This window comes from Rhodococcus sp. DMU1 (genome assembly GCF_012272955.1).
Lineage (GTDB): Bacteria > Actinomycetota > Actinomycetes > Mycobacteriales > Mycobacteriaceae > Rhodococcus > Rhodococcus aetherivorans.
Genome location: NZ_CP050952.1, coordinates 5,639,912 through 5,657,169 on the forward strand (window position 1 = coordinate 5,639,912; position 17,258 = coordinate 5,657,169).

Annotated in this window: 20 protein-coding genes; 4 read left to right on the top strand and 16 right to left on the bottom strand. The window is 70.2% G+C overall.

From position 1 onward, the window contains the following. Positions 1 to 3: 3 nt before the first annotated feature. The 6 genes from HFP48_RS25770 to HFP48_RS25795 form a co-directional block, all read right to left on the bottom strand. Positions 4 to 1,140 (bottom strand): steroid 3-ketoacyl-CoA thiolase, encoded by a 1,137-nt coding sequence (locus tag HFP48_RS25770; RefSeq protein ID WP_029546581.1) that lies wholly within the window; start codon positions 1,138 to 1,140, stop codon positions 4 to 6. Between the two features lie 118 nt (positions 1,141 to 1,258). Continuing rightward, on the bottom strand, positions 1,259 to 2,464 hold the full coding sequence (locus HFP48_RS25775; RefSeq protein WP_168580282.1) for a DegT/DnrJ/EryC1/StrS family aminotransferase: 1,206 nt from the start codon (positions 2,462 to 2,464) through the stop codon (positions 1,259 to 1,261). 29 nt (positions 2,465 to 2,493) lie between these two features. After that, entirely contained in the window at positions 2,494 to 3,693 is a 1,200-nt protein-coding gene (locus HFP48_RS25780) for a lipid-transfer protein (protein ID WP_043803147.1), read from the bottom strand. Continuing rightward, positions 3,690 to 4,100 carry a MaoC/PaaZ C-terminal domain-containing protein gene (locus HFP48_RS25785; RefSeq protein ID WP_168580283.1) on the bottom strand — a complete coding sequence of 137 codons (411 nt, stop codon included), beginning with the start codon at positions 4,098 to 4,100 and terminating at the stop codon, positions 3,690 to 3,692. Before HFP48_RS25785 ends, HFP48_RS25780 begins: the two co-directional genes overlap by 4 nt. Continuing rightward, positions 4,097 to 4,507: a Zn-ribbon domain-containing OB-fold protein gene (locus HFP48_RS25790; protein ID WP_043803139.1), complete on the bottom strand. Its 411-nt coding sequence runs from the start codon at positions 4,505 to 4,507 to the stop codon at positions 4,097 to 4,099. The genes HFP48_RS25785 and HFP48_RS25790 overlap by 4 nt, the downstream gene beginning before the upstream one ends. Then, positions 4,507 to 5,070 (bottom strand): MaoC family dehydratase N-terminal domain-containing protein, encoded by a 564-nt coding sequence (locus HFP48_RS25795; protein WP_006941702.1) that lies wholly within the window; start codon positions 5,068 to 5,070, stop codon positions 4,507 to 4,509. The genes HFP48_RS25790 and HFP48_RS25795 overlap by 1 nt, the downstream gene beginning before the upstream one ends. A gap of 140 nt (positions 5,071 to 5,210) precedes the next feature. Here HFP48_RS25795 and HFP48_RS25800 point away from each other — a divergent pair, with 140 nt between their 5' ends. Further along, entirely contained in the window at positions 5,211 to 5,786 is a 576-nt protein-coding gene (locus HFP48_RS25800) for a TetR/AcrR family transcriptional regulator (protein WP_006941703.1), read from the top strand. Positions 5,787 to 5,838: 52 nt separating this feature from the next. Here the strand turns inward: HFP48_RS25800 and HFP48_RS25805 are convergent, their stop codons facing one another. From HFP48_RS25805 to HFP48_RS25835, 7 genes are all read right to left on the bottom strand, one after another. Continuing rightward, a complete protein-coding gene (locus tag HFP48_RS25805) occupies positions 5,839 to 7,005 on the bottom strand; it encodes a CoA transferase (protein WP_043803132.1) in 1,167 nt (388 codons plus the stop codon). Continuing rightward, the gene (locus HFP48_RS25810; RefSeq protein WP_006941705.1) at positions 7,002 to 8,237 is read right to left on the bottom strand and encodes an acetyl-CoA C-acetyltransferase; all 1,236 of its coding nucleotides are present in this window, start codon (positions 8,235 to 8,237) and stop codon (positions 7,002 to 7,004) included. The genes HFP48_RS25805 and HFP48_RS25810 overlap by 4 nt, the downstream gene beginning before the upstream one ends. Continuing rightward, positions 8,224 to 9,921 carry an AMP-binding protein gene (locus HFP48_RS25815; protein ID WP_168580284.1) on the bottom strand — a complete coding sequence of 566 codons (1,698 nt, stop codon included), beginning with the start codon at positions 9,919 to 9,921 and terminating at the stop codon, positions 8,224 to 8,226. Before HFP48_RS25815 ends, HFP48_RS25810 begins: the two co-directional genes overlap by 14 nt. Further along, a complete protein-coding gene (locus tag HFP48_RS25820; protein ID WP_168580285.1) occupies positions 9,918 to 10,775 on the bottom strand; it encodes an alpha/beta hydrolase in 858 nt (285 codons plus the stop codon). Before HFP48_RS25820 ends, HFP48_RS25815 begins: the two co-directional genes overlap by 4 nt. Then, complete coding sequence (locus tag HFP48_RS25825) at positions 10,772 to 11,515, bottom strand: hypothetical protein (RefSeq protein WP_168580286.1); 744 nt, start codon at positions 11,513 to 11,515, stop codon at positions 10,772 to 10,774. Before HFP48_RS25825 ends, HFP48_RS25820 begins: the two co-directional genes overlap by 4 nt. Then, positions 11,512 to 12,708, bottom strand: a complete 1,197-nt coding sequence (locus HFP48_RS25830) for an acyl-CoA dehydrogenase family protein (protein ID WP_168580287.1) — start codon at positions 12,706 to 12,708, stop codon at positions 11,512 to 11,514. The genes HFP48_RS25825 and HFP48_RS25830 overlap by 4 nt, the downstream gene beginning before the upstream one ends. Before the next feature lie 88 nt (positions 12,709 to 12,796). Next, entirely contained in the window at positions 12,797 to 13,399 is a 603-nt protein-coding gene (locus HFP48_RS25835; protein ID WP_029546592.1) for a TetR/AcrR family transcriptional regulator, read from the bottom strand. 123 nt (positions 13,400 to 13,522) lie between these two features. Here HFP48_RS25835 and HFP48_RS25840 point away from each other — a divergent pair, with 123 nt between their 5' ends. Genes HFP48_RS25840 through HFP48_RS25850 form a run of 3 tightly spaced genes read left to right on the top strand, consistent with a single transcriptional unit; the run spans position 13,523 to position 15,968 of the window. Continuing rightward, complete coding sequence (locus HFP48_RS25840; protein WP_006941715.1) at positions 13,523 to 14,017, top strand: nuclear transport factor 2 family protein; 495 nt, start codon at positions 13,523 to 13,525, stop codon at positions 14,015 to 14,017. Then, positions 14,014 to 14,355, top strand: coding sequence for a DUF485 domain-containing protein (locus HFP48_RS25845; RefSeq protein ID WP_006941716.1), 342 nt, complete (start codon positions 14,014 to 14,016; stop codon positions 14,353 to 14,355). The genes HFP48_RS25840 and HFP48_RS25845 overlap by 4 nt, the downstream gene beginning before the upstream one ends. Next, positions 14,352 to 15,968, top strand: a complete 1,617-nt coding sequence (locus HFP48_RS25850) for a cation acetate symporter (RefSeq protein ID WP_006941717.1) — start codon at positions 14,352 to 14,354, stop codon at positions 15,966 to 15,968. Before HFP48_RS25845 ends, HFP48_RS25850 begins: the two co-directional genes overlap by 4 nt. A gap of 65 nt (positions 15,969 to 16,033) precedes the next feature. Here the strand turns inward: HFP48_RS25850 and HFP48_RS25855 are convergent, their stop codons facing one another. The 3 genes from HFP48_RS25855 to HFP48_RS25865 all read right to left on the bottom strand — a co-directional run bounded on the left by HFP48_RS25855 (position 16,034) and on the right by HFP48_RS25865 (position 17,175). Continuing rightward, positions 16,034 to 16,222: a hypothetical protein gene (locus tag HFP48_RS25855; RefSeq protein ID WP_168580288.1), complete on the bottom strand. Its 189-nt coding sequence runs from the start codon at positions 16,220 to 16,222 to the stop codon at positions 16,034 to 16,036. Positions 16,223 to 16,360: 138 nt separating this feature from the next. Then, the gene (locus HFP48_RS25860) at positions 16,361 to 16,897 is read right to left on the bottom strand and encodes a DinB family protein (RefSeq protein ID WP_050036084.1); all 537 of its coding nucleotides are present in this window, start codon (positions 16,895 to 16,897) and stop codon (positions 16,361 to 16,363) included. Positions 16,898 to 16,992: 95 nt separating this feature from the next. Next, positions 16,993 to 17,175, bottom strand: a complete 183-nt coding sequence (locus tag HFP48_RS25865; protein WP_006941721.1) for a hypothetical protein — start codon at positions 17,173 to 17,175, stop codon at positions 16,993 to 16,995. Positions 17,176 to 17,258 lie beyond the last annotated feature (83 nt).

The window sequence follows — 17,258 nt, forward strand, 5'->3', positions numbered from 1 at the left end:
GACTTACATCCGTTCCAGAATCATGCACGTGGTGGCAGCCGACGCGCAGATGGCGATCATCGCGACCTGCCGGTCCCGGCGTTCGAGTTCGTCGATCGCGGTGGCCAGCAGCCGGATTCCGGTGGCGCCGGCCGGGTGACCGAGGGCGATGGCACCGCCGCCGACGTTGAGCACGTCCGGGTCGACCTTGTGCACCTGGGCGAACGACATCGGCACGGCCGCGAAGGCTTCGTTGACCTCGAACAGGTCCACGTCGGCGACCGTCATCCCGGTGCGGTCGAACAGCACCTGCGCCGCGGCCACCGGGCCGTCGAGCATGAACTCGGTGTCGCCGCCGATGACGCACTGCGCGAGCAGCCGGGCCCGCGGCGCCGCACCGAGTTCACGTGCCCTGTCCTCGGACATCAGGACCGCGGCGCTCGCCCCGTCGGACACCTGCGACGAGGTGCCGGCGGTATGGAGACCGCCCTCGATCGTGGCACGCAACCGCGCGAGCGCCTCCATGCCGGTCTCGCGCAGTCCCTGGTCCCGGGTGACCGTGGTGTCGCCGTCGTCGCTCGGGACGGCGACGGGGATGATCTGCCGGTCGAACCACCCGGCGTCCCAGGCGTCGCGCGCCCGCTGCTGCGACCGCAGGCCGAACGCGTCGAGGTCCTCGCGGGAGAAGCCGCGGTGCCGGGCGATGCGATCGGCCGCCGTGTACTGGTCGGGGGTGTCCACCGACCACGACGCCGGCCGCGGGGTGCCGGCGCCGGTGCCGACCTTGTAGGTGAGCGGGACCCGCGACATCAGTTCGACGCCGCACGCCAGGCCGACCTCGAGGGTGCCGAGCGCGATCTGCCCGGCGACGAGATGCACCGCCTGCAGCGCGGTGCCGCACTGGGCGTCGATGGTGGTGGTCCCGGTGTGGGACGGCAGACCGGCGTGCATCCACGCGGTGCGGGTGATGTTGCCGAACTGCTCCCCGATCGGGGTGACACACCCGCCGACGGCCTGCTCGACGAGGGTGGCATCGAGGTCGAGCCGGTCGAGCACGCCGCGTTGCGCGAGACCGAGCAACTCGGCGGCGTGCAGACCGGAGATCCAGCCGTCGCGCTTGCCGAAGGGGGTGCGTGCGGCGTCGACGATCACGGGCTTCATGCGGGCACCTGCACCCGGGTCCACTGCCGATTGTCGAGCCCGCGGACCTCGCGCCCGAATTCGTCGACGAGGCCGAGGCTGTCGCAGATGCGGCCGGGGAAACGAGACGGCACGGCGGTCACCTCCACTTCGCGGCGAAGGCGTGGACCGCGTCGGTCACGCGGGTGACCTCCTCGTCGGACAGCCCGTGGCTCATGCCGAGCGTCATGCCGCGCTCGAACACCGCATCGGCCTCGGGCAGGCCTTCGTCCGGCACGCGGTGCTCGACGCCCGCCATCATCGGGTGGCGGGTGATGTTGCCGCTCCACACGGTTCGCGTGTCGATGCCCTGCGCGTCGACGAATTCCTGCAGGTCGCTACGGGAGAACGGGGCGTCGGCGGTGACCGTGACGGGATAGCACAACCAGGCGGTGTCGAGTTCGTCGGTCTCCACCGGCGTGCTGAAGAACTCGGGGTAGGCGCCGTACGCGGCGGTGAACTCCGCGAAGGTCTTGCGGCGCCGCTCGTAGTTCTGCGCGAGCTTGTTCAGCTGCACGACACCGTAGGCGGCGCCGAGTTCGGACGGCTCGAAGTTCCACGGCAGCAGGTCGAAGATGAAGTCGTTGTCGTAGTCGACCCCGTCCAGATCCTCCCGGAAGACGCGTCCACGTCCGTTGCCGAACAGGTTCGGCTCGGATCGACGTCCCCACCGGCGCAGCAGGAGTGCGCGATCGCGGGTCTGCTCGTCGTCCATCATGACCATGCCGCCGGTGCCGGCACACGTGATGATGTGGGCCATGGAGAAGCTGGTGACGGTCAGGTCGGCGCGCGCGCCGGTGGGCGTGCCGCGCAGCCGGGCGCCGAGGGTGTCGCAGGTGTCCTCGATCACCCTCAGGTCGTGCCGGTCGGCGACGGCCCGGATCGCGTCCCAGTCCGGGCAGTTGCCGGCGAGGTTCGGGATGAGCACGGCGCGGGTCCGGTCGGTGACCATCGCCTCGATCCTGGTGACGTCGATGTTGAACGTGTTCGGTTCGACGTCGACGAAGACCGGTATCAGGCCGGCGCGCACGAGGGGCGCGACGTCGGTGGAGAAGGTCAGCGGCGAGGTGATGACTTCGCTGCCCTTCGGCAGATCGAGCAGCTCGACCGCGAGGTACAGGCCGGAGGATCCGGAGTTGCACATCACGCCGTACTGTTTCCCGGACAGCTCGGGGATGCGGCGTTCGAGCTCGAGGACGTTCTTGCCGATGCGCAGCCCCTGATGGCCGCTGCGCAGGACGTCGACCACCGCTCGGATTTCGTCCTCGCCGTGGGTGGCGCGGGCATAGGTGATGCGTTCGGTCATGTCGGGACTTCCTCTGGATGGGTGGTCGGTCAGTTGTCGGTGGAGAGCACGAGTGCGCTGTGCGGCACCGGGGAGCCGCCCGTGACCAGAACGTTCGCCACGTCCTTGCCGGGCTGGTTCACCGACGTGCCGCGGATCAGCCGCACGCCCTCGGCGATTCCGTTGACGCCGTGGATGTATCCCTCGCCGAGTTGTCCGCCGTGGGTGTTGACGGGCAGACGGCCGTCGAGTTCGAGGTTGCCGTCCGCGATGAAGTCCTTGGCCTCACCGCGGGCGCAGAACCCGTACTCCTCGAGTTGCAGCAGCACCATCGGGGTGAACGCGTCGTAGAGGATTGCGGCGTCGATGTCGTCCGGATCGATGCCGGCCTGATCCCACAGCTGCCGTGCCACCAGCTCGACCTCGGGCATCTCGTCGATGTCCTCGCGGTAGTAGCTGCTCATGGAGATCTGCTGCGGCCCGACGCCTTGCGCGGCGGCGGAGACGACGGCCGGCGGGTGCGGCAGGTCGCGGGCCCGCTCGGTGCTGACGATCACCAGGGCCTGTCCGCCGTCGCTCTCCTGGCAGCAGTCGAGCAGCCGCAGCGGGTCGGCGATCATCCGGGAGTTCTGGTGCTCGTCGAGGGTGATGGGCCGCTCGTAGAACCATGCCTTGGGGTTGTTTGCGGCATGCTTGCGCGACAGCACGGAGACGCGGCCGAAGTCGGCGCTGGTCGCGCCGTACTTGTGCATGTAGCGCCGGGCGAGGAACGCCTCCTGCTGGGCGGGGGTGAGCAGCCCGTAGGGATTGATCCAGTTGCGGTATTCCTGATCGGTGTTGGCCGTGTAGGCGAACGGCGGCGGGCCGGCGCCGAACCGGGTGCCGGAACGTTCGTTGAAGGCCCGGTAGACGACCACGACGTCGGCGACACCGCTCGCGACGGCGAGCGCCGCCTGCTGCACGGGTGCGCATGCGCCGCCGCCGCCGTGCGGGATGCGGCTGAAGAACGTCAGTTCGGGGATGCCGAGTGCGCGGGCGACCGCGATCTCGGGGTTGGTCTCCATCGTGAACAGTGCGAAGCCGTCCACCTCCTCGACGCCGATCTGTGCATCCTCGAGCGCGGCGAGCACACTCTCGCAGGCCAGTTGCCATTCGCTGCGCCCGGAGTTCTTGGAGAATTCGGTGGCGCCGATGCCGGCGATCGCCGCCCTGCGGGCGAAGCCCCCGCCGGGAATTATCCTGCCGCTCATCGTGTCTGTCCTTCGTACGGTGCGACGGTGACCTCGGCGGTCACGTGCGTTCCTCGGGCGTTACGGCCGAGAACCTCGACGGTCACGGCGCCGGCGTCGACGCGGGTCACCGTCCCGGTCAGGCGCATGATGTCGCCGGGAAAGTTGAGGACGCCCAGCCGCAGTGCGACGCGGCGGATGCGGGCGGTCGGCCCGGCCCAGTCGGTGATGTAGCGGTCGACGAACCCGTTCGTCGAGTTGATGCTCATGAAGATGTCCGGCGTGCCGCGTTTTTCGGCTGCCCCCGGATCGTGGTGCACGTCCTCGAAGTCCTGGGAGGCGAGGGCGGTGGCGACGATGGTGCTGCGATCGAGCGGCAGATCCAGTGCCGGCAGCTCGGTGCCGACGACGACCGGTGGCAGACTCATGCGGCACCCCCGCCCGGAAGGCGCAGCTGCGGAAGGATTTCGCCGTGTGCGTGCTCGGCGAAGCCGACCTCGAGCTCCATCCCGATCTGCAGCCGGTCGTGCTCGACCCCGGCGATGTCGGCGACGATCCGGATGCCCTCCTCGAGGTCGATCAGCCCGACCGCGAGGGGATAGTCGAAGGACGGGTCCTTCGGGTGGTGGATCACGGTCCAGCTGTGCAGGGTGCCGCGGCGCGACGACTCGACGGTGTCCCACTTGAAGGAGCGGCACTTCGGGCACGCCGGTCCCGGCGGATGCCGGAGCGCGCCGCAGTCGCTGCAGCGCTGGATCTCGAGCCGGCCCTCGCGGGCGGCTGCGAACCAGAACTCGTTGTCCTGGGTGACGGTCAACCTGGGAACGGCCGTCATCACGCCTCCTCGGTGGTGTTCGGGTTGAAGCGGAGCAATCGGAACCGCTCCTCGACGAGCAGTTCGCCATGCTGGTTCTCGTAGCGTTTGTGCAGGGTGACGAAGCAGCCGCGGCCCAGGCCGGTGTGCTTGACCGGGGAGATCGACTCGATGGTGAAGTGCGCGGTGACGTGGTCGCCCGGGACGAGTTCGCGGTGATAGTCCTGCTCGGCGTTGGTGGCGACGACGGAGGTGAAACCGTGCCGGTCCAGCAGTGTCATCAGCGCGGAGTAGGCGAAGTCCTCGGTCCGTCCTTCGGCGCGCAGCCGCTGCACCTCGCGCCAGCGGCGGTAGCCGGCCATCACCCACGTCGAGATCATCGCGGGCGGGCACACCACGTCCGGTCGTCCGGTCGCGCGGGCCGCGTCCCGGTCGACGTAGACGGGGTTGTAGTCGTCGTGGGCCTCAACCCAGTTCCGGATCATCGCCTCGTCGACGGCGTACCGGGCCACCCGGGCGGGCTCGGCCACCTTCCCGACGTACTGTTCGAACTCGCGTTCCAACTCCTGTTCCAGCGTCGGCATGTCCGCACCACCTTTCTTGAGCAAGCGCTTGGTGCAGTACGGTAGGCGCGGGCGCCCCGCCAGGACTGCCCACTCCCACTCAGTTGGAACAGAGGGCGGAAGACTCGCGCCGAACCGGCGAATCGGAAGGTGAGGTGACCATGACGTCGGACCGACGCGACGAGATCATGCGGCTCGCGGCCGAACTCTTCGCAACCAAGGGGATCGGGCCGACGACGGTCCGCGACATCGGCGAACGCGCCGGAGTGTTCTCCGGCAGCCTGTACCACTTCTTCAGATCCAAGAATGCACTCGTCGCCGAGATCCTCAGCGGCTTCATGGCCGACATCGACCAGCGCTTCCGGCGCGTCGTGGAGACCTCGACGAGTCCCCGCGAGACTGTGCGCGGCCTGATCCACCAGACCCTCGTCGTGATCGAGGAGCATCCCCATCCGACGGCGATCTACCAGCAGAACCGGCAGTACCTGCGCGACAACGGCCTGCTCGACGTCGTCGACGCACCGTCGCGCACGGTGCGCGACTACTGGCTGACCACGATCGCCACCGGCGTCGCCGACGGCAGCTTCCGCTCCGACATCCCCGCCGAGGTCTTCTACCGCACGGTGCGGGACGCGCTGTGGGCGAGCATGCACTGGCCGGGACGGGACGGATACACCACCGACGAGTTCACCGACGTGCTCGTTGCGCTGTTCTTCGGCGGTTTCGCCGAGGAGTGACCGGACTCGTCACCGGACCGAACGGCGCTCAGCGCACTCGACACGGCCGCGGTCAGCGCGCTCCGCCGGGTTCGTCTCCACGCTCGGGGGAGAGACCGAGTTCTTCGAGTACCTCTCGGGTGTGCTGCCCGTGGCGCGGCGCCGGGCGCGCCTCGGTGTACGTCCCGTCCCAGCGCAACGGGGAGCGCGCCGTCGGCACCGGGCCGACGCCGGGCTGCTCGACGCGTTCGATCACCGCGTACTCGCGGGCGGCCACCTCGTCCATGGTCCGGTACGGCGCCCACAGCACCCGGCTGCCGGACAGTTCCTTCTCGATCTCGGCGAGCGTGCGCGCCGCGAACCACGGACGCAGGATCGCCGTGATCTCGTCGCGCGCGGCGTAGCGGTCACCCTCGTCGGCGAACCGCAGCCCGCGGTGCCGTTCGAGCGCCGCGAAGACCTCGGCGGTGCCGGTGACCTCGACGAGCGATCGCCACTGTGCGGGGGTGAGGCCGACAACCATGACGGCGCGGCCGTCCGCCGTGGCGAAGTCGGACCCGTAGCTGCCGTAGAGCGCGTTGCCCTGCCGATCGCGGGCCGAGCCGCGTTCCTCGGCCTCGGCCAGCCAGCCCATGCTCGCGACCGCAGACACCGCGACGTCCTCGAGCGCGAGCTCGAGGTACGCGCCCTCCCCCGTGCGGTCCCGCCTGCGCAGCGCGGCGACGATGCCGAGGGCCGCCTGCACCCCGGTGATCAGGTCCCAGGCCGGGAGCACGTGGTTCACCGGGGCCGCAGCATCGACGGGCCCGGTCATGAGAGGCAGCCCGACAGCGGCGTTGACCGTGTAGTCCACGGCGGGGGTGCCGTCGGCATTGCCGGCGATGTGCAGGTGGATCAGGTCGGGTCGTCGCGCGGCGAGCACCTCGTGGGCGAGCCACGGTGCGTGGGCCGCGTTCTCGAGCACCACCCCGGACCGGGCGATCAGCTCGGTGACGACGGCACGACCGTCCGCACTGCGCAGGTCCACCGCGACGGACCGCTTCGCCTGGTTCAACCCCGTCCAGTACAGGCTCGCCCCCGACTCCGCGAGGGGCCACCGCCCGCCGTCGACCGCGCCGGCGACCGGATCGACACGGACCACGTCGGCACCGAGCTCGGCGAGGATGCGCCCGGCGGTCGGACCGGCGACGAAGCTCGACAGGTCGACGACGCGGATCCCCTCGAGCGGCCGGGTCGTCATGCGGCCCTTTCGAAGATCGCCGTCAGCCCCTGCCCGCCACCGATGCACATCGTCTCGAGGCCGTAGCGCGCCCCGCGACGATCCAGTTCGCGCAGCAACGTGGCGAGGATGCGCACGCCGGTCGCCCCGACCGGGTGGCCGAGCGAGATTCCCGAACCGTTGACGTTCGTCCGCTCGAAATCGGTTGTCCCGAAGTTCCATTCACGGGTCACCGCGAGTGCCTGCGCCGCGAACGCCTCGTTGAGTTCGATCAGGTCGATGTCGGCGAGCGTCAGGCCGGCGCGCTTCAGGGCCTTCTCGGTGGACGGCACCGGGCCGATGCCCATCTCCGCCGGCGCGACGCCGGCCACCGCCCAGGTCACCAACCGGCCCAGGGGACGCAGGCCCAGGCGGTCCGCCTGCGCGCGGGTGGTGACGAGACAGGCTGCGGCACCGTCGTTCTGACCGCTGGCGTTGCCCGCGGTCACCGTCGCCTCCGGATCCTGCGCCGCCATGATCGGCCGCAGTTTCGCGAGGGTGTCGACGGAGGCGTCCGCGCGCGGATGCTCGTCCCGGTCCACGATGCGGTCGTCGCCCTTGCGCTGAGGCACCGCCACCGGCACGATCTCCTGCGCGAACACCCCGGATTCGATGGCGGCCACCGCGCGCCGGTGCGATTCGACGGCCAGCTCGTCCTGTTCGCGTCGGCCGATGCCGTACTTGCGGCGCAGGTTCTCGGCGGTCTCGAGCATCCCGCCGGGGACGGGATGGTGACGGCCGCCGGCGGTGACCCGGCCGCGGGCGAGGCGGTCGTGCAGGGCGGCCGGAGCCCCCTTGGCACCCCACCGCATCGATTCGGTGTAGTACTCGGCGCGGCTCATGGATTCGACGCCACCGGCGATCACGACGTCGGCGACGCCGGTCTGCACGCGCATCGCCGCGTCGAGCACGGCCTGCAGCCCGGACCCACACCGGCGGTCGAGCTGCAGGCCCGGCACCGTCACCGGCAGGCCCGCGTCGAGCGCGGCGACGCGGCCGATCGCGGGGGCCTCGCCGTTGGGATAGCACTGGCCGAAGATCACGTCGTCCACCGACTCCGGGTCGATGCCCGTGCGCGCCAGCAGTTCCGAGATCACCCCGGCGGCGAGGTCGGTGGCGGGGACGTCGACGAACGCCCCGCCGTACCGGCCCACCGGTGTGCGCAGCGGTTCGCAGATCACCACATCGGTTGCGGTCACATCAGTTGCGGTCACGTCTGAAGTCCCTTTCGCGGTCGGTCCATTGCTGCGCCCACTCACGCAGTTCCACGGCGCGGATCTTGGTGCCGTTGCCGCCCACCGTCGTGGGCATCGTCTCGATCACGTGGATCGTCGCCGGCACCTTGAACGCGGCCAGCGTCTCGGCGCACCACGCCTTCAGCGATGCCGCATCGAACTCGACGGCGTCCTCGACGGGGACGACGAACCCCACCGCCCGGGTGTAGCCGCCCTCGCCGGTGATGCCGACGACCTTCGCGGTCCGCACCCCGGGGTGTTCGGCGAGACGGTGCTCGATCTCGGCCGGGTCCACGAGAAACCCCCGCAGCCGCAGCACGTCTCCCATCCGGCACACGTAGGTGTAGCCGCCGTCTCCGGTCGCGACGGCGAGGTCGCCGCTGCGGAACCAGCCGTCGGCGGTGAATGCGCGGCGGGCGGCATCGGGGTTGCCGAGGTAGGCGTCGACGACGTTGGGGCCGCGCACCTGCAGCTCGCCCTGTTCCCCGTCCGGGAGGACACGGTCGTCGAGCGGGTCGGCGATGCGGACGTCGACCGACGGGTCGACCGGGCGGCCGCCGCCGTTCCAGCGCACCGACTCCGGGTCGCCGGCCGACCACAGCAACGCCAGCGCGAACACCTCGGACGACCCGAACACGCCCGAGGTGTGGGCGCCGAACTCGTCGCGCGCCCAGCGGGCGATCTCGTGCGAGCGGCCGAGGAAGTCGGCGATGCCGAGCCACTTCAGCGCCGACAGGTCGGCGCGCATCTCGGCGTGCCACGTGTCGTGGAGCCGGCCGAACAGGTCGTCGCCCCCGACGACGTGCGTGACGTACAGCTGTTCCATGCGGCGCAGGGTCGCCGCGGCATCGAAGACCGGCTCCATCAGCAGCGCGGCACCGCCGGCGAGCGCGGCCATGGCGGTGCTGTAGCCGAACACCCCGGAGACCGGCAGCACGCACAGCGCGACGTCGCCGGGCTCGACCCGCATGATCGCGGCGTCGGCGCGAGCGTGCCGCACGATCGCCGAGTCGCGGTGGGCGGCGAGCTTGGGGGTTCCGGTGGAGCCGGACGTGGTGAACGCGACGGCCAGCGGGTCCGCCGGATCGTCCTCCGCGCCGGCGGGCGTGAGCGTCGCGGTGTCGGGCGTGTCCGGGGCGCGCACGCCGCGGGTGTCGCCGCCGCCCGCGCACCAGGACCCGGCGCCGAGGTCGAAGGGGGCCGGATCGGCGGATCCCCCGCCGGGTCCGGCGACGACCGCGACCGCGGGAGCCGGCACCGCGGCGACCTCCGAGGCGGCACGGAGCGTGCCGAACAGGTCCAGGCCGTGGAAGCCGGCCGCGACGGCGACGACCGCCGGCCGCGCCGCGGTGAGGATGTGGGCCACCTCGGCGGTGTTGTAGCGGGTGTTCACGCCGATCACGTGGGCGCCGAGCGCCGCGGCCGCGAACTGCCACACGAGGGCGTCGGACCAGTTGGGCAACAGCACCGCGATGCACCGGCCGCGCCGGACGCCGACGGCCGCGAGTTCGGCCCGCACCACCTGCACGCGGCGCCGCAGCTCCGCCCTGCTGCAGATCAGCAGCCGCCCGTCGGCGACGTCGTAGGTGGCGACGGCACCGGGATCGGTGGCGACGAGGTCGTCGAGGAACGCGGCCAGTCCGGAGGTGGTGGTCGCGGTCACGACAGCACCTCCGCGGTGGCGCCCCGCAGGTCGGTCAGCCACGAGTCGGCGAGGACGGCGAAGCCCTCCACCTCCTCCATGGGGTAGTGGCCGACGCCGTCGAGCCGGGTGAACCGCGCCCGTCCCGGCGAGATGTCGTTGATCCGGACGGCGAGGTCCGCGACGGCGTCCGGGTCGAGCCACGGATCGTCGGCCCCGACGACGAGGTGGAGCGGGCAGGTCAGCAGCGGCAGCCGGTCGCGCACGTCGTGGGTGCCCCAGCCGATGAGGTCGGACGACGAGATCTCCGGGTCCTCCCGCTTGTGCATGAGGGCGATCCGGTGCGCCGTCGCGGCGGGTACCGAACGCCCGACGGAGGCGAGGGTGCCCAGATAGGTGCGTTCGGCGCGCGACGGCCCGGCGACGTCCTCGAGTTCGCGGCGCAGACCCGAGACATTGACGCGGCCGGGGCCGGCCTCGGCCTCCATCGCGACGGCGCCGGCGAGCGGCCGGTCCGGTCGGGTGGCGAGTTCGAGGGTCAGCTTGCCGCCGATCGAGCAGCCGAGCACGTACGGCCGGTGCACGTCGAGCGCGTCGAGCAGGGCGGTGAGCCAGTCGCCGTACGTGGTGAGGCTGGTGACCGGCCCGTCCGGGGCGGGCTCGGATCGGCCGTGTCCCGGCAGGTCGGGCACGAGCACGCGGTAGCCGCGGGCCGCGAGGTCGTGGGCGACGTGCCGCCACTGCACCCCGCTCTGCCCGGCGGTGTGGATGCACAGCACGGTGGGAAGCGTGTCGGGGGCGTGTTCGCCGGCGGGGGTGACGATCTCGACGAATCCGAGGGCTCCGTCGATGTCCAGGTAACGGGCCTCGATCATGAGCGGGCCTTTCTCGCGACGGCACGGGCGTGGCCGATGATCAGGTTCAGCGGTTTGGTGAGCCGGAGGTACTCGTATCCGTCTCCAGTGCAGGAGAATTCGCCGCCGATTGCGCGGCGCATGAAGTCGTCGTGCGCGCCGAGGATCAGGTCGACCCAGGTGTGGTCGGGTGCGACGAACGTGAAGGTGGCCCCGTGCGGGGTGCGCCGCGTGACGTCGACGATGCGGCCGCGGTAGATCCGCAGGTGCAGTTCCCGGTCGCCGCAGCGCAGGCCGACGGTGCCGTCCCAGGTGGCCAGGGCGGACCCGAAGGCGGAGTCGGCCTCGAGGTGGTCACGGAGCAGCTCACCCCAGGCCGGAGTGCAGAAGTCCAGTGCCGGAACAGGTTCGGATGGCGTGGCGAGCCGCCAGGTCTCGGTGCCCTCCTCCCGCACGGCGCCGGTCGCGTCGAGCACGCGGACGAACCGCTCGGCGGTGGGACCCGCGACGCGGGTGACGACGGCCTCCGACCAGATCCGGTCCACCGCCGTGACCGGCGCGATCGCCGTCCAGCGCAACCCCGTGCGGTGCGCGGCCGGCACGCGCGGGGTGAGCAGCTCGGCGGCCACGGTGCCGAGGGCGAACGTGCCGGTGGGGAGGACGATTCCGGACTCGGAAAGCAGATCGGAGGCCATCCGGACGGGGCCGGCGGTGCGATCGCCGACGCGGACGGTGTGCGAGGTGGTCACGGTGGTGCTCATGCGGTTTCCGGCCTTCCGAGCAGCTCGTCGGAGATGATGCGCATCTGGATCTCGCTGGTGCCTTCAAAGATCTTCGTCAGGCGGGCGTCGCGCCAATGTCGTTCGACCTGGAAGTCCGTGGTGTAGCCGGCACCGCCGTGGATCTGCACGGCCTCGCTGGTCACCTGCTCGGCCATCTCGGTGGCGACGAGCTTGCACATCGACGCCTCGAGCGAGCAGCGCCGCCCGGTGTCGATGTCGGTGGCCACGGAGTACATCAGCTGGCGGGCCGACTCGATGTCGGCCGCCATCTTCGCGATCTTGAACCGCAGGTGCTGGAAGTCCCCGATGGGACGGCCGAATTGGCGCCGGGTGTGTACGTAGGCGATCGAGTCCTCGAGGGCCGCACGGGCGAGGCCGATCGCGCGGGCCGCGGTGTGGGCCCGGCCGACCTCGAGCCCGGAGACGGCGAGATAGAAACCCTTGCCCTCCTCGCCGAGCATCTTGCCGGCGGGGATGCGGAAGTTGTCGAACGACAGCTCCCAGGTGTGCCAGCCGAAGTAGCCGATCTTGCGGACCTTGGTGCCCGAGATTCCCTCCGGGAACACGCCGCGCTGCTTCTCGACGAGGAACGCGCTGATCCCGCGGTGCGGCTTGGCCGGATCCTTGTGCGGATCGGTGCGGGCGAACAGCACCAGGTAGTCGGCCTCGTCGGCGTAGGTGCACCACATCTTGGTGCCGTTGACGACCCATTCGTCCCCGTCGCGGGTCGCCCGGCAGGAGATGTTGGCGACGTCGGAGCCGGCCTCCGCCTCGGACAGGGCGTACGCGCCGAGGTATTCGCCGCGAGCCACCTTCGGCAGCAGGGCGGCCTCCTGCTCGGGAGTGAAGCCACCGCCCATGCCGTTGCCGCGGGCGAGGAGACCGGACACGCTCATCCAGGCCCGGGACAGCTCCTCGGCGACCAGGCAGTACTCGAACACGCCGAGACCGAGGCCGCCGTGCTCCTCGGGGATCATGATGCCGAAGAACCCGATCTCGGCCATCTCCTTCTTCAGCGAGTCGGGGATGGTGCCCTGGACGGGGTCGAGCTCGTTGGCGACGGGCAGCACCTTCGTCATGGCGAAGTCACGGGCGAGGTCGCGGACGGCGAGGCGCTCTTCGGTGAGGTACCGCGGGGTGTCGGTACGGGGCTGCGACGGCCGGTGGGTCATGGGGGACTCCCTCGGTGAACCAGAATCTGGTTATTAACGCTTGTTCACCCAGTACAGCACGCCCCCGCCCGGGCGTCAACGCCGGAGTTCAGGCGGGGCGGTATCCGAGCAGGTTGAGCGCGTACCGGCCGTAGTCGTCGGCCACCTCGGCCGCGCCGAGCGGCCCGTCCGGGCGGAACCACAGCGGGATACCGGCGCACATCGTGAGGACCGCGGTCACGGCCTGGTGCACGTGCGGAACATCGAAAATCCCTATCCGGGAACCCTGTTCGGCAATCTCGACGAACAGCTGCTCCTGCGCGTCCCGCGAACCGACCACCCGCTTGCGATCCACCTCGCCGAGATACCGGAGCTCGGTGTTCGCCACCAGGCACTCCCGCGGATTACGGGCGGTGAACAGCGCGTGCGCCACCACGGCGGCCCGCCAGCGCTCGGCGGGATCCGTACCCGCCTTGCGCAGCGCGTTGCGCGTGGCGGTGAATTGCTCGTCGCTGGCCGCCCGGAGGATCTCGACGAGCAACTCCGACTTGTTCTCGAAGTGGTTGTAGACGTTCGCAGCGCTGCAACCAGCACGATTGGCGATGGTGCGCATCGTCGCGCCGTGGAAACCGGCCGCGAAGAACTCGTCGAGCGCCGCGTCGAGGATCCGGTCCCGGACGCCCATCAGGGTCGTGCCCGATCGAGTGTTCATGAGATGGAGGGTAGAGGCCCAGGTCGGGACCAGCAAGAAGCCGGTCTTGACGGTGCGGTTGCCGCCCGTCTATGGTCCACCTCACATGAACATGCGTTAACCACTTCTTCGGAGGGCGCACCTGTGACCACCATCCCCGACATCACGCTCACCGAGCGCATCACCCGCCTCGAGGACCTCGAGGCGATCCGTTCGCTCGACGCCCGCTACTGCCGTCACCTCGACGACGGCGACTGGGACGCCCTGATGGACCTGTTCACCGACGACGGCGAGTTCGACGGCCTGTCCCATCCCCGCGGCAAGGCCGAGATGCGCGAGTTCTTCGCGGGCCTCGCCGCCGGAGGGCTGACCACGTTCTGGCACTTCATCACGAACATGGAGATCGACCTCGACGGCGACCGCGCCACCGTGCGGTCCTTCCTGTGGCAGCCCTGCGTGACCGACGGCGCCCCCGCCATCGCCGCCGGCCGCTACACCGACGAGGTGGTCAAGGTCGACGGTCGTTGGCGCTACCGGGTCAAGCAGGTCCGCTTCCACTTCTTCGGTCCGCTCGAGCAGGGCTGGGACGAGAACCTCTTCGCACTGGAGACGGCACGCCGGGCGGCGGTGCGGCCGTGACCGAGTTGCAGACCGGAACGCAACCGACCTGGAGCGCGATGCTCTCCCTGCCCGAGGTCGTCGAACTGCGCCGCCGCCGGCGCACCGTCACCAACTCCCTCGGCGCCCTCGCGATCACGCTCTTCGCGTCCTTCCTCGTCGGCTTCGCCTACTTCCCCGAATTCCTCGGTGACACCGAGCTCCTCGGAGTTCCCCTCTCGCTGTGGGTCGTGTTCTCCCAGTTCGCCGGGACGTGGGTCCTCGTCTACGCCTACTTCCGGCTCACCCGCATCTACATCCAGCCCGCCGCCGACGCCGCCGTCGCGGCCGTCCTCGAGAACCAGGAGCGTGCGGCATGACCGGCGACGCCGACTACCTCGCGATCGCGATCTGCGCGGCGGTGATCTCGCTGACCCTGTGGGTCACGTTCGCCGTGTCCCGGCGGGCCCGCAGCGCCGACGGATTCTTCGCCGCCGGCCGTTCGATCTCGAGCTGGCAGAACGGCTTCGCGATCGCCGGTGAATTCATCTCGGCCGGAAGCTTTCTCGGAACCACCGGCCTGATCTTCTACAAGGGCGTCGACGGCGCCGTCATCCTCTGCACCTCGGTGATCTCGTTCCTGCCCGTGCTGTTCCTGCTCGCCGAGAAGATGCGCAACGTGGGCAAGTACACCCTCGCCGACGTACTCGTGTTCCGCACCGAGGCACGCAGCGTGCGGGTCGTCGTGGCGTTGAGCACCATCGCCACCGGCACCTTCGTGTTGCTCGCGCAACTCGTTGCGGCCGGGGTGCTGCTCGAGTCGGTCTCCGGTATCCCGTTCTGGCTGTCCGTCATCGTCGCCGGCACCCTCATGGGCATCTACGTCTTCGTCGGCGGCATGCTCGCCACCACGTGGGTGCAGGTCATCAAGTCCACGATCCTGTCGGTCCTCGCGATCGTGGTCGGGCTGGGCATCCTCGCGCAGTTCGGGTTCAGCTTCCCGAAGGTCCTCGACACCGCGACCGAGCACGCGGTTGCGGGCGAGGCCGTCCTGTCCCCGGGCCTGATCTTCGGGCAGACCAGCGCGCTGAACCTCGTCTCGTACTCGCTGGCGTTCGCGCTCGGCACGGCGGGCATGGCGCACATCCTGATCCGCTTCTTCACCGTCCCCGAGGCGAGCACCGCCCGACGCTCGCTGGGCTGGACCGTCGCGCTGTGCAGCATGTTCTACCTGATCGTCATCGTGATGGGCTTCGGCGCCGCAGCCCTGCTGGGGGACGGCGGCGCCGATCGGGTCGGCGCCGGCGGCAATCTCGCGGCGCCCGTGCTCGTCACCGAACTCGGCGGGGGCGTGGGCACGATCGGCGGCTCGATCGCCCTCGCGATGGTCGCGGCGGTCGCGTTCGCGAGCATCGTCGCCGTTGTCGCCGGCGTGGTGATCTCCGCCGCGGGCACCTTCGCCCGCGACATCTGGCCGGCGCTGACCCGCAAGCCGCCGGTGGACGAACTCGACGTCACGGCGCGCACGCGCGAGGAGAACGCCCAGGCCCGTGTCGCCCGGTTCGGTGCGGTGGCGTTCAGCGCCGTCGCGATCGGGCTGACCATGCTGATCGGCGACGACACGAACATCACCTACTTCATGGGAATGGCGTTCATGGTGGCCGGCAGCGCCCACCTGCCGTCGCTGGTGCTCAGCCTGAACTGGCGGCGCTTCAACAGCACCGGTGCCGTGTGGGGAATCCTCACCGGCCTGGTCTCGACCATCGTCAGTCTCATGCTCACCGAGGCGCTGTGGCTCGGCAGCGGCCCGGCACCCCTGACGATCCAGCTTCCGGTGATCGTCACCATGCCGCTCGGCCTTGCCGCGTGCGTCGTCGGCTCACTCGTGGCCGAGAAGCGACGCGGACGCTCCGCGCACGAGGACGAGAAGTTCGCCGAGATGCTGGTGCGCGCGGAAACCGGGATCGGGGCCGAGGTCGCGACCGCCCACTGACGACGACGCAGGCGGGCACCCGCACTCGGCCAGGTCCGAGCGGGGTGCCCGTCGCGTCGCCGTCGTCAGGGCAGGTCGAACAGCGTCGGATGGTCCTGCTGCGCCTGTTCGGCGAGCACCGCGCCGTGTCTCTCGCACATCTCGCGTGCGATGTGCTCGGGGCACGCGAGTTCGCGACCGATCTGTTCCCAGCCCCACCCGGACGCGTGCAGTTCCCAGGCGACGCGGCCGTCTTCGTCCCAGAGTGCCGACATGGCCCGATACTGCTCCGTGTCGAGCGCACGGCCAACGACATTCGTGCGCGTGTCGCGGATCGGGCTGCCGTCCCGCGACCGAAAGTGCTTCCCGCGCTCGTACGGACGCGCGCGGGAAGCACCCCCGCGCGCGGACGTCTAGTCGAAGGTCATGCCGGCGTCGGTTCCCTGCTGCATGGTGGTGTTCGCCCCGTCGAGGGATTCGCGGATGATGTCGGCATGACCGCTGTGGTGGGCGGTCTCCCGGATGATGTGCAGCAGCACCTTTCGGGCGCTCCACCACTGTCGCTCCGGCGCCCACGGCGCGGTGGGCAGCGGCACCTGCAGGTCGAGGTCCGCGAGGCCGGCGACGAAGGCCTCCGTCTGCTCCGCGATCGCCTCGTACCGCTCGAGCAGGCCGGCGACGGTCTCGTCGTCGCGCATGTAGTACTGCTCCATCGCGGACTCCATGTCGAACTCGGCGGTGTCGTCGAGTGTGCGGATCGTGTCGATCCAGTGCTGCTCGGTGGTCGAGACGTGCTTGAGCAGCCCACCCAGGGTCAGGTCGCTGACGGTGCTGCGGGTGCGGGCCTGCTCGTCGTCGAGGTTGCGGAGGGTGATCAGAAACATCTTCCGCTGCTCGGCCAGCATGTCGAGGATGTCGGCCCGTTCTCCGGAGAGGGTCCGCTCGGTCATGTCGCTTCCGCCCTTCGTGATGTCGATTCTGCGGCTACGACTACGACGGTAGGGACGAATGCGGACAGTTTCGGTCCTCGATAGGTGACCGGAAATCAGGTGGCGAAGAAGACCGCACCGGTCACCGGCACGAGCGTCAGGAACAGGACCGACAGGACGAACAGCGTGATCGTCAGCTTCCTGTTCCATCCGCCGCGCGTTCCGCTCGCGGCGAGCACGAAGAGCACGAATCCGACGCAGATGGACACGATGCCCACGATCACGGGTGTCTCGATCATCTGTTCATCATCCATCTGTTCGTCATCGCGGAGGGCCGCGCACCGCGCCCACGGTGGGCGGCGTCGGGAACGGCGACGTCCCC